The sequence below is a fragment of the Frankia tisae genome (genome assembly GCF_025403405.1).
In the GTDB taxonomy this organism is placed as follows: Bacteria; Actinomycetota; Actinomycetes; order Frankiales; family Frankiaceae; genus Frankia; species Frankia tisai.
This window is the reverse complement of the sequence record NZ_JANEZT010000212.1, coordinates 1-11,655: the sequence shown is the minus strand read 5'-3', so window position 1 is coordinate 11,655 and position 11,655 is coordinate 1. Positions and strand designations below refer to the sequence as shown.

Genomic DNA, 11,655 nt, shown 5'->3' with positions numbered 1-11,655 from the left:
GGCGGTGGCGGTGGCACCGGGACCCGCCGCCGACGCGCTCGGCGCGATGCCGACCAGGGAACAAAGGAGGGCCGCGCCGAGGACGGCTGAGATTCTGCGCTTCTTCATGCCGTGAACCTAGAGCCGTCGGGATGGCGCGTTCTCCGGCTTGCAAGAACTCTCCGCGAAGAGAAGCGTAACTTTCGGTGGGACACGCCGGAAATTTAACGCTCAGCGGTCATCTGAATGTCCTGGCCGAAGGTGCGTTGAAATCCTCGGGAGTGGATGCGGGAAATCAGGAGACCGTCGCGCGTTTCAACGCCGCGGCCGCCGACGACGGCGTCCGCAGGGCGACCGGGGTGACGGCCTCGTCGAGGAGCCACACCGGCCGTCCTGGTTCGGCAAACTCGCTGCCGAACCAGGACGGCGGACCGGCCTCCCGGTCCAGGAACGCCTCCGCCTCGCGGGGGAGCCGGATGTGTTCGAGGGTGCCGTCCTCACCGCGACGGTGGTCGGTGACCGACGTGACGAGCGCGCGCGCGGCGTCGGCAGCGGCGAGGAAGCCCAGCAGGGCGATCCAGACCGCGTCCGGGTCCGGCAGGGCGAGGACGACGGGCTCCACCGCCGACAGGTAGAGGTTGCCCTGCCGGGCCACGAGCTGCCAGAGCAGGAACGTCACGAGCCCCATCGTCCGCGTCAGCACCTCGTCCCGCGTTGCGGGATCGGCGGGATCGGCGGGATCGGCGGGATCGGCGGGATCGGCGGGATCGGCGGGATCGGCGGGATCGGCGGGATCGGCGCCGGTCACGTCAAACTCGGCTCGCTCCCTCCCGCGGGGCACCCAGGTGATCTCGTTGACGGTGATGACGGCTCCCCCGGTGGGGGTGAGGTCGTCGCGGGTGATGCCCAGCAGCTCGAGGGCGATGTGGTGGACCCGTCCGGTGCGGTGCGGGGCGAGGTGGCGCAGGCCCTGGTGGGAGGTGCCGACGTAGGGCCGCGCCATCGCCTCGAGCCCGCCGGCGATCTCCCGCTGCAGCCGGAAGTAGTTGAGCCGACCACATTCCATCCACAGGCGCAGCAGGGGGTGGCGGGCGGATCCGACCACCAGGTCGTTACTGACGCCGGTCGGCAGGATGTTCAGGGTGAAGCCACAGGTGGAGGCGGCGACGGCCGCAAACAGCTCGGGAACCGAGCCGGGATGGCCGCCTTCCGGCGATCCGGCGTCGAACCGGATGTCGCCGTCGATGTAAAGACCGCCGAAGGTGTGGACGAGTTCCACCCGCAGATGATCCGACGCGCTCGCGTAGCCGCGGGGACGCTGCTTGGCCATCTCCAGGACGTACTGCGGATACAGGTACAGCGGATGGTCGGCGTGGAAGACCTCGTGGATGTTGATCAGCGCCACGTCGTTGTCACGCGCCCAGGTCATCAGAGTGCGGACGTACCGGAGCGGGTCGGCCGCGCCGACCGGGGGGGCGGGGTCGGCCAGGACGGCCGCGCAGTGCGCGCGCGGGATATCCGTCCACAGCACCACGGTGGCCTGGCCCGCATACCGGCGGGCCGCCGCGCCGTAGTTGTCGCGGAAGGCCGTCCGCGCGGGCATCGGCTGGCCCAACCAGATCCCGTGCACCACATGCGGTATCCCGACCACCTCCGCCAGCAGCGGCACCCCGGTGTCGGCCGCCTGCCCCCAGCGCCGCTCGCCCGCCGAGCGCCGCGCCCAGCTGACAGGGCCGCGGTCGGTCTCGAGCGACTGCGCCGACAGCTCCTCGGCTCCTGGAGTGGGGCGGGTCATGCTGATACGGCGCAGAAACGGCGCGACATGTTCGGGCCGCAGGTTCCCGATGTCGACACCCGCGAGGAAGGCTGGCGCCGAGGGCAGCCTGCGCAGGTCGAACAGGTCCGCGCCCAGCCATTCGGCCGCTGCCCGTTCCGCGTCGGGGGTGTGCAGCGGCGCGCCGATCAGGCGCCGCAGCCAGGCCAGCATCTCCCCGGGGGGAGCCGCAAGCGGCCACGCCGGCAGACGGGGGTTCGCCGCCCGCCACATCTGATCGACCAGGTTGACGCCACCACGCACGCTCGCCTGCCGGCGGCGCTCCGCCTCCTGATCGGCCTGCCGGGCGGTCAACCGGGCCATGGCCGCACGCGCCATCGCGGCGATCCGCGCGTGGCCGGCGGCCTCGCCGATGCGGGCGAGCCGCGCCGCGAGTACCGGCCAGTGGGCGAGTTCCGACTCCGACAGCAGGCGTGCGGCGAGCCGAGATGGGTCCGTCTCGGGACCGCCCGGTCCCGGCGGCGTCGACACGCTCACGAGTCGCCGGCGAATGGCCGCGAGGTCCCGCTCCACCGCCGGTCCGGCGGCCAGCTCGGCCGACCAACTCCTCCTCGCCGCCGAGACGTCTCGGCCGGTCACCACGTCGGCCAGCCACGACATCCGACCGACGGCCGCGGCCGCGGCGACGACCTGCTCCGCGGTCAGGTCCCCGGCAAGCAGGCGCGGCGCGCGGCGCGCCGTCGACTCGAAGCCGAGCGTGTGGCAGGCCGCCCGCACCCGCTGCGCGGCGGACTGCTCGGCGGCGTGGGCCGCGCCGCTGGCGAGAACGCGGCTCACCACCTCCGCCTCGGCGAGTAGATGCGCCACCCGCGGTGTGTCCAGCGCCAGCAGCAGAGCAGCTCGACCCGTCAGCCGCCGGCCCAGTCCCGCCGCCGCCTGGTGGCCCGTCTCCTTCAGGTCGGCGAGTCCTCGCGCGTGGGCCACCGCCTCCACGACCAGCGCGGTGGCTCCGGCCACGCCCTCGGCCACGCCCTCGGCCGCGGACCCCTCGCGACCCGCCCGGGTCAGGGTGGTCACCATGTGGCACCGATCGTGATCGCACCGCGTAGCGCCCAGATCGTCACGCGTCCCACCTCCGCCCCCAGGACCAGACCCGGTTCCCCGCCACACCTCTGGCACGTTCGCCGGGCAAGGAGAAGTTCACGAAAGTCCGGAAGGCCGCCGCTGGATGGCTTGCGGTCGGGACGGGGTGAGGTCGCTCAGCCCGGAGCCGGGGCGGCAGTATCGCCGTCGCCGTCGCCGTCGCCGTCGCTAACGGCGCGGTCGACGATCTGCTTCTCCGCCCACAGCGCCCACTCGTGCTGGGCGGCTGTGACGCGAAGGCCCCATTCGAGCGCGAGACGGCCGTGAACGGAGAAGGAGTCCGGGCCGGAGGCGACCGCCGTCAGCGCGGAGAGCTCCTCGTGGTGAGCCGCCGCGGTCTCGGCTTCCCGCCGCATGAAGGCCTGGGCCTCGTCGGGCTCGAGCAGGCCGAGGAAGAACACCCGAAGCAGCGTGTCGTTGCGTGATGTCCGGTTCGGTTCGACCTTGGTGAGCCAACGGTGCAGCTCGGCCCGCCCGGACTCCGTGATCGCGTACTCCTTGCGGCCCCTGGCCCCCTCGGCCGTGACGGTCACCTGCCCGGAGTCGGCCAGGCGACCGAGTTCCGCGTACACCTGGCTCTGGGTTGCCGACCAGACGTTGCTCAGCGAGATCGCGAAGGTCTTGAGCAGGTCGTAGCCGCTGGCGGGGCGATCGGCGAGCAGGCCGAGCACGGCATGACGAAGGCTCATGCCCCCAGCTTAGGTCAGCCTTGACCGGTCACCGATGGATGTTCTACCGTTGACATGTCGAAGGTGGAGTATTGCCGATCGGGATGGAGATCGTGCCCACCGGGTCGGCCCGCCACTCTGATCGGAGAAGCGATGATGACGACGACGAGCAACCCCACCTACCTCAGCGGCCTGCTCGCGCCCGTGGCCGACGAGATCGATGCCGTCGACCTGCCGGTCGCCGGCACGCTGCCCGGCGCGCTGCGCGGCCGCTACTTCCGCAACGGCCCCAACCCGCTGCCCGGCGAGGACCCGGGCCACTGGTTCACCGGAGCCGGGATGATTCACGGCATCCGGCTGCGGGACGGCCGCGCCGAGTGGTACCGCAACCGCTGGGTGCGCACCCGCCAGCTCGCGGGGGCGCCGTTCGTGGGGCCCGCAGGGTTCGATCTGACGGCCGTCCCCGCGAACACCAGCGTGATCCGGCACGCCAGCCGCATCCTCGCGCTGGTGGAAAACGGTCTGCCGTACGAGCTGACGCCCGAGTTGGAGACGACCGGGCCGTGCGACTTCGGCGGGAGACTCACCACCGCCATGACCGCGCATCCCAAGCGGGACCCGCTCACCGGTGACCTGCTGTTCTTCGGCTATGGCATGGCCCCGCCGTACCTGACCTACCACCGGCTCTCGGCGGCCGGCGAGCTCGTCGAGAGCAGGGTGATCGACGTGCCGGGCCCGACGATGATGCACGACTTCGCCATCACCGAAAATCACGTCGTGTGGCTCGACCTGCCGGTCGTCTTCGACCTCGGCCTCGTCGGGCACGGGATGCCCTACCGATGGGACGACGACCACGGCGCTCGCCTCGGCGTCATGGCCCGCGACGGCGGCGAGACGCGGTGGTTCGACATCGACCCCTGCTACGTCTTCCACGTCGGCAACGCCCACGTCGACGACGACGGCCGGGTCTCACTCGACGCCGTCCGCTACGACCGCGCCGGCTTCGCGGCCCTCTGGCCCCGACTCGGCGGAACCCCGACCAGGACGAACATGATCGGCGACGGCTTCGCGCACCGCTGGCTGGTCGACCCGGCGAACGGCGTGGTCAAGGAGCGGGCACTCGACGACCGGGCGGTCGAATTCCCCACCCTCAACGAGCAGCGGGTGGGGAGGTCGAACCGCTTCCTCTACTCCGTCAGCCAGGACGCGATCGTCAAGTACGACGTCCGGACCAGCGAGAGCACGGTCCGCACCCTGGGCGCCAGCCCCGGCGAGGCGATCTTCGTCGCCGCGCCCGGGGCCCGGTCGGAGGACGACGGCTGGTTGATCTCGATCGTGACCGGCAAGGCCGGAAGCGGTTCCGAGCTGCTCGTCCTGGCCGCCGCCGACCTTGACACCGTGGCCCGCGTGTCACTGCCCCGGCGGGTGCCCGCCGGATTCCACGGCAGCTGGATCGCCGACGAGTAGGCCCGGCCTCCCACCGGGCGATCCGGCCACGGGTTATACAGCCCGTACGTCGCCACCTGGCGTGACACGATGATCCTCCCCTCGACCGAGACACCCGACTCCGGCGACCCGCCCGCCGCCGGGAAGCAGGCGCGGTCGAGGACGGGCGTCAGAGGGTGACCTGCAGGGGGATTGCCGACGTGATGTGGTGGCAGCTCAGCGCCGTGGCCAATGCCGTCATCATGACGGCGTACATGGCGATCTCGGTCGCGATCGGGCGGGCGTCGCCCAGGTCGCCCTGACCTCGCGGGTCGGCCCGACCGGTGAGGTCGAGGGCATTCTCGCCATGGTGGCCGACGTCACCGAGCAGAAGAACACCGAGGCGCAGCTGCGTCAGGCGCAGCGGCTCGACGCGGTGGGCCAGCTCGCAGGTGGTGTCGCGCACGACTTCAACAACCTGCTGACCGTCATCGACGGTTATGCGGCGATGCTGCTCAACCAGGTCGAGGGCCCGGCACGGGCGGACCTGAGCGCGATTCGCGACGCGGCGGCCCGAGCCGCCGCGCTGACCCGCCAGCTTCTGGCCTTCTCTCGCACCCAGGTGGCACAGCCGCGGGCAATCGATCTCAACGCACTGGTTCTCGGCGTCGAGGAGATGCTGCGCCGGCTCATCCGGGAGGACGTGGAGCTGATCGTCCGGATCGCCACCGCGCCCAGCGTCGTCTGGGCCGACCAGGGGCAGCTCGAGCAGGTGATCGTCAATCTGGCCGTCAACAGCCGCGACGCGATGCCGCAGGGCGGTCGCCTGACGATCGCCGTCGCGCACCTCGACCTCGACGAGGCCGAGGCTGACCAATTCGGCCTTCAACCCGGAGGCCACCGGCTCCTCACCGTTGCCGACGCCGGCTGCGGCATGCCGCCCGACGTCCAGGCCCGCGTCTTCGAACCGTTCTTCACGACCAAGGACCAGGGCAAGGGCACCGGGCTGGGCCTGTCCACCGTCTACGGCATCATCCGACAGGCCAAGGGCCACATCACGGTCGATTCCATACCGGGCACCGGCAGCACTTTCCGCGTCTACCTGCCGGCCGTCGCGGCGCTCGCCGTCCAGCAGCAGGCGGATCCGCACCTCGACCGACTCGCCGACGGCGCCGAGACCATTCTGCTCGTCGAGGACGACCCGGCGGTGCGTGAGCTGACCGAACGAATCCTGAACTCTGCCGGATACCGGACGCTCGTCGCCGCGGACGGCCGGCAGGCACTCGCCCTGGCGCTGCGCCACCCCACCGTCGACCTGCTCCTCACCGACCTGATCATGCCCGGCATGAACGGCCGGCAGCTCGCGGACCAGCTCACCACACTCATACCCGACCTGCCGGTCGTGTTCACCTCCGCCCACACCCGCGGCATCCTCGCCGCGCAGGGACATGGCGGCGTCACGGCATTCCTCGACAAACCATTCACCGCCACCACTCTCACCCGGAAAATCCGCGACACCCTCGACGCTCGGCTGACCTCCGGCACGACCTGAATCGCCCGGACGCACCCTAGTCCCAGTGCTGGCTAGCCCCAGTGCTGGAAATTACCGTTGTTGCAGTCCTGGGTATAGATACTTCCGTTGGCGTCGCTGTCCAGGCATTCACCAGTAGAGACATTACGGAAGGTCGTCCCGAAACGGTCACTGGACGTGGTCCACAGCTGTGCGCCCCCTCCGTCGCAGGCGGCGGCATATACGGCTCCGCGATATTTGGTCCCGTCACCCGCGGGGTTCGCCCTACTGCCTATACAGTTGGTGGTCTGGGCATTCCTGAGTAGCACGCTGCCTTCCGTAGCCGGGTATCCCCAACGTTGGTAGTCACCCTGATTGCAACCGAGCGCGTAAACCTGCCCCTGAGCGTCGCTGTCGAGACAGCGCTGGGTCGCGGTGTTGACGAAGGCCCTGGTGGGACTGGGCTGCGCAGCCGCATCGGGGCGACGTGGTGGCTCAGGGACGGTTCCGGTCGAGCCTGGCGCGACCGCGACCGCCGGAGCAACCACGGCCACCGCGGTCGCGCTGGTCGATGGCGGCGGCGTTGGCCCGCCGCCGTCGGTGGGAGAGGCGGCAGCGAGACCCGGGCCGGGCGTGGCGACGGGCGGGTTCGTCATCGTCGGCCGATCCGAGCGAGGCGTCTGGGCCGCGAGTGTCGACGGGGAGGACTGCGAGCCAGCGGACAGCACGACGGCCGCGACGACCGCCCCGACCGCGAGGAGGCCGCCGAGAGCACCGGCGAGGAGACGACGGTGTCGCCGCCCACCCGGCTGGCCGGCGGCAGGGGGCTGGCCGGCGGCAGGGCCGATCGGTACAGCACCGCCAGGCGGGGTCGGTTCGAGCGTCGGCGACGGTGTCGGCACCCGCACGGTGGGCGCGGCGATCATCTCCGGCGGGACCGGCCCGACAGCCGCTGGCGTCCCGAACGTGCCCGGCGCCCAGGGCGGCGCTGCGGGCGCTCTCACCATCCCGGTCGTGCGAGAGATCGGGGGCGGCGGGGCGGTCAGCGGCCGGCTGGCCGGCAGTTCGTGCAGGTCCGGCAGGAGAGCCTGCAGCTGATCGACGTTGGCCCGCGCGGCCGGGTCCTTGGCGAGCATGGCGGACAGGACGGACCACAGCTCGTCGGTGATGTCCGGCGGCCGGCCGGGGATGAGGTCGACGTGCGCTCGCAGGATGGCCATGGGTGCCCGTCCGGTGAACGGCGTGACCCCGCACAGGAGCTCGTACAGCACGATCCCCGCGGCGTAGACGTCCGCGGGCGCGCCGACGACGTCCCCCTCGATCATCTCGGGTGCCATGTAGAGCGGAGTGCCGAGGATGCCCTGGTGGGTAGTCAGCCGCGTCGACGCGTCCGTCAGCCCGGCAATTCCGAAGTCGGAAATCTTCGGCTGATATCCGCCGTCATGCCGGTCAAGCAGCACGTTTTCGGGCTTGAGATCACGATGGACGATGCCGAGAGCATGCGCGGCACCGAGTCCGGTCAGCATACCGACGGTGGTCGCCACTGCTTCCCTCGGTGGGATCGTCCGGCGCTGCCGCAGCTCGCGACGCAGGTCGGGGCCCTCGATGAAGTCCATGACGATGGCCAGTTGACCGCGTTCGGCGACGAGATCGCGGACCCTCACAACAAAAGGTGAGTCGACCCGGATGAGGACCGAGCGCTCCCGCATGAACCGGGCGACGAGCTCCGGATCCGTCGTGAGCTCCGGTAGCAGAAGTTTGAAGGCGAGCGGAGCTCCGTCCTCATCGTGGCCGCGCCACACCTCCCCCATCCCACCCCGGCCGATCATGGCCTCCAGGGTGTACGAACTTCCCAGCCTTCTCGCCAACGCCTGCCGCCCTCTCGGTGCCCAGGATCCCCGCGGCGTGATTCTTTCAGGCATACCGGGGCACGACGCAGCCTGGTCGGCTTTCTCCAGGCAAGCGCACGGCCTGCGTAAACAGGGATCGAACGCGAGAGGCAGCATCACGTCCTGGCCCGCCCCACCCGGGGCTCTCAGGACGGGACCTGCACCGCGAAGACCTGCTCGTGATCCGCGGGTGTCCACATCCAGCCAGCACCCATGCGCGTACCCAGCATCTCGGTCGCGTTCACCCGGTAGGGCTCGTCGGAGTTCGTCATCCCCCAACGTTTGGCAATAGTCTGGGCGGCACCGCGTGCACTGGCGATGGCCTGCTGTTCGTCGGCATACACCCCGATTATCCTCAGCGCCGGCAGACGCCTGCCATGACCGCCCGAACAAACAGCGCATGGACGCCTCGCCACACTCGAGTCGTTTGCGGATCCCGCGGAACCTGATCAAAGACTTCGCTGCCTGTTGACCAGCGCCGTCTCCCGCGAGTCGATTTTAACGAGAAGTCCGAAGACGACCCCACGTCAGGACCGGCCGACCGCCCTACGGTGGCCGTTCCCGTACCTCGGTCCCTGCCAAGGTGACGAGGTCCTCACCCGAGTGTGGATCCGTCACCATCGTCAGAAGGCCCCCCGCGGTCACGCCGGTCCGCCTGGGAACCGCGAGCGCAGATCCGGGCCCTGCCCCCCGACGATCTCCCCAGGCAGGGTGACGATCCAGCACGCCAGGTCGACCGGCGGCTCGGGTGGATAGTCTTCGTAGCCCAGCCCGGGGTCTTCGCGCCAGGCGATACAGATCGCGCCACCGGCCGAGCGCGGCACGGGAGGAGGCAGGCGGGAATGGGCGTGCGGGTGCCTGTGATCGCGCTCACCGGATATCTGGGCGCGGGCAAGACGACGGTCCTCAACCACCTGCTCCAGGCGCCCGGGGCGCGCCTCGGGGTGGTGGTCAACGACTTCGGAACGATCAACGTCGACGCCGCCCTGGTCACCGGTCAGGTGGACGAGCCGGCCTCGATCGCGGGCGGCTGCCTGTGCTGCCTGCCGGACACCGACGGCCTGGACCAGGCGCTGGAGAAGCTGAGCCAGCCGCGATTGCGGCTGGACGCGGTGATCGTGGAGGCCAGCGGCGTGGCCGACCCGCCGCATCTGGCCAGGCTCATCCGGTTCAGCGGCGTGAACCGCGTGCGCCTCGGCGGTCTCGTCGACGTGATCGACGCCGCCGCCTACTTCGACACCGTCGACACGGGCGGGCTGCCACCGGCCCGGTTCGCGTCGGCCTCCCTGGTCCTGATCAACAAGACCGACCGGGTTCCGCCGGCGCACCGGGCCGAGACGGTGGCGCGGATCGCCGGCCGGGTACGCGAGAGCAACCCTCTCGCACACGTCGTCGACACCACCCATGGCCGCATCGACCCGGCACTCGTGTTCGACGCCGCGAGCCCGCACGACCCGGTCGGCGAACTCCCGCTCGCCGCCCTGGCCAGGCACGACCACGACCACGACGGCGAGCCGCACCCGCGCGCCGACGCGGTGACCATTCCCGCCGCCGGGCCGGTCGATCCCGGCCGGCTGGCCGACCTGCTTGAGGATCTACCCGCGGACGTCTACCGACTCAAGGGCACCCTGACCGTGGACACCGGGCGGAGCCTGCGCGGCTATGTGATCAATGTCGTCGGACGACAGATCCACGTCGCGGTCAGGCCCGTGACGGAAGATCCCAGCGGACTCGTCGCGATCGGCATGCATCTCGACCAGTCCACCGTCCGCACCCGGCTCGAAGCGGCTCTCCAGCCCTGCGTCGCCCGCCCCGCCGCGGACGGGGCGCGCCGCCTCGCCCGGTACCGGCGCCTGAGCACCTGAGCACCTGATTCCCACCTACTGCTCCGCACCGGAGGGGACCTGCACCGCGAAGACCTGCTCGTGGTCCGCGGGTGTCCACATCCAGCCGGCGCCCATCCGCGAACCCAGCATCTCGGCCGCGTTCACCGGGTATGGCTCGTCGGTGTTCGTCATCCCCCACCGTTGCGCGATCGTGTGGGCAGCGCCACGGGCGACGGCGACAGCCTGCTGCTCCTCGGAATACACCCCGATGATCCTCAGCGCCGGGTCTTCAATCATTCCACATTCGATGCAACCGACCTTGCAGACGAGCCAGTTGGCCTTGCCGCTCACAGGGATTCCCTTCCACAGTGTCAGCAGGCGCCGGTCACGACTGTCTCGCCAGAACAGCACGTCGACGCCACACGAAACGCTCGGCCAGCGCCCCGACGGTTGCGTCACGGCGACTGGCAGTCCGTCGCTCTGAGGACTTCATGGTTACCGAGGCCGGAAAATCTTCTTCAACTATCACCTGAGTGGTCCGAGTGAAAGCTCGGAACATTCCGGCACCGTCACCCGCGGGTCAATTCTAGCAAGAGAGCCAGAAATGACCCACGCGCTGGCGATTTTTCTACCCGCCAGTGGCGGCGGGACGCGATAGTCGAACGGACTGAACCCGGCCAAGACGGCCTTGCCGTGGACCTGTGCCCACGGCAAGGCCGTCTTGGCTTTCGACCTGGCGCCGGCGTCATCGCCTGATCACCCGTGGCGGCGGTGCCTGAACCGGTAGTTGCCCCGGCCGAACGGAGTTCCGCCGCGACCCGACCACGAGCGCGTCCGGGCTCGGCCGGGGTCGGCCGTCGCCGAGCTTGCGACCACTGGACCGGGTGTGATCGGGGTGACCGTCGACGAGGCTCCCAGGGGCGATGGAACAGTTCCCGACGTCGACGGGCCGGCATCCCCCGGTGCCGGGGCCTGCGCCGCAGGTACCGCTGCGGTGGCTCGCGGCTGGGACACCGGCGTCGCCGCCGGGGGCGGGGATGCCCGCCCCGCGGGCCCGGCGGCGATCGCCACCGTTTCGTCCGGCGCGCCGCCGTTCGGCGTGGTGAGAACCTCGCGGGCGAGTTCGGGGCGCAGGTCAGGCCCCGGCGCGGCGGCGCCCCCATCCGGCTGGGTCGACCGTGGTGAGGACACGACGGGCAGCCAGCCGGTATCCGCGCCGATGGACGTCGAGGGGGACGTCCGCTCCCGATCGGCCCCCAGGGCGACCGGCACCGCCATGACGATCAGGGCCAGCAGGGCGGTGGCGGCCGCCAGTACCGCTGCCCGTCGACGGCGACCACCACGCCGATCGGTCACCGGCCCGGGTCGCAGCGCCGCCCGGCGCGTCGGCAGCTGGGTCGTATCCGTGGCCAGGGCGGTCGGGACGGCCAGGGCGGTCGGG

General features: G+C 70.8%; 8 protein-coding genes and 1 pseudogene. 3 read left to right on the top strand and 6 right to left on the bottom strand.

The window, feature by feature from the left end; genetic code table 11:
- Positions 1-274: 274 nt before the first annotated feature.
- Both NBZ85_RS19465 and NBZ85_RS19460 read right to left on the bottom strand, forming a co-directional pair.
- Complete coding sequence (locus tag NBZ85_RS19465) at positions 275-2,833, bottom strand: amino acid adenylation domain-containing protein (RefSeq protein WP_261562359.1); 2,559 nt, start codon at positions 2,831-2,833, stop codon at positions 275-277.
- A 179-nt stretch (positions 2,834-3,012) separates the two neighbouring features.
- Positions 3,013-3,585: a PadR family transcriptional regulator gene (locus NBZ85_RS19460; RefSeq protein WP_261562358.1), complete on the bottom strand. Its 573-nt coding sequence runs from the start codon at positions 3,583-3,585 to the stop codon at positions 3,013-3,015.
- Between the two features lie 135 nt (positions 3,586-3,720).
- Here NBZ85_RS19460 and NBZ85_RS19455 point away from each other — a divergent pair, with 135 nt between their 5' ends.
- Positions 3,721-5,031 carry a carotenoid oxygenase family protein gene (locus NBZ85_RS19455; protein WP_261562357.1) on the top strand — a complete coding sequence of 437 codons (1,311 nt, stop codon included), beginning with the start codon at positions 3,721-3,723 and terminating at the stop codon, positions 5,029-5,031.
- Between the two features lie 187 nt (positions 5,032-5,218).
- Positions 5,219-6,541, top strand: coding sequence for an ATP-binding protein (locus tag NBZ85_RS19450; RefSeq protein ID WP_261562356.1), 1,323 nt, complete (start codon positions 5,219-5,221; stop codon positions 6,539-6,541).
- 32 nt (positions 6,542-6,573) lie between these two features.
- Here the strand turns inward: NBZ85_RS19450 and NBZ85_RS19445 are convergent, their stop codons facing one another.
- Both NBZ85_RS19445 and NBZ85_RS19440 read right to left on the bottom strand, forming a co-directional pair.
- Positions 6,574-8,367: a serine/threonine-protein kinase gene (locus NBZ85_RS19445; RefSeq protein ID WP_261558247.1), complete on the bottom strand. Its 1,794-nt coding sequence runs from the start codon at positions 8,365-8,367 to the stop codon at positions 6,574-6,576.
- 167 nt (positions 8,368-8,534) lie between these two features.
- A complete protein-coding gene (locus NBZ85_RS19440) occupies positions 8,535-8,732 on the bottom strand; it encodes a hypothetical protein (protein WP_261558246.1) in 198 nt (65 codons plus the stop codon).
- 498 nt (positions 8,733-9,230) lie between these two features.
- On the opposite strand from NBZ85_RS19440, the gene NBZ85_RS19435 reads away from it, so the two are divergent.
- On the top strand, positions 9,231-10,253 hold the full coding sequence (locus NBZ85_RS19435) for a CobW family GTP-binding protein (protein WP_261558245.1): 1,023 nt from the start codon (positions 9,231-9,233) through the stop codon (positions 10,251-10,253).
- Positions 10,254-10,268: 15 nt separating this feature from the next.
- On the opposite strand, the gene NBZ85_RS19430 is transcribed toward NBZ85_RS19435, so the two are convergent.
- Together NBZ85_RS19430 and NBZ85_RS19425 are read right to left on the bottom strand one after the other, a co-directional pair.
- On the bottom strand, positions 10,269-10,565 hold the full coding sequence (locus tag NBZ85_RS19430; protein ID WP_261558244.1) for a hypothetical protein: 297 nt from the start codon (positions 10,563-10,565) through the stop codon (positions 10,269-10,271).
- 405 nt (positions 10,566-10,970) lie between these two features.
- Positions 10,971-11,655, bottom strand: a pseudogene (locus NBZ85_RS19425) (hypothetical protein); the annotation flags it as partial.

What these genes read in the sequence shown, in the direction of transcription:
- NBZ85_RS19465 (WP_261562359.1), bottom strand. Translation starts at nt 2,833, where the DNA reads ATGGTGACCACCCTGACCCGGGCGGGTCGCGAGGGGTCCGCGGCCGAG.
- NBZ85_RS19435 (WP_261558245.1), top strand. Translation starts at nt 9,231, where the DNA reads ATGGGCGTGCGGGTGCCTGTGATCGCGCTCACCGGATATCTGGGCGCG.
- NBZ85_RS19460 (WP_261562358.1), bottom strand. Translation starts at nt 3,585, where the DNA reads ATGAGCCTTCGTCATGCCGTGCTCGGCCTGCTCGCCGATCGCCCCGCC.
- NBZ85_RS19455 (WP_261562357.1), top strand. Translation starts at nt 3,721, where the DNA reads ATGACGACGACGAGCAACCCCACCTACCTCAGCGGCCTGCTCGCGCCC.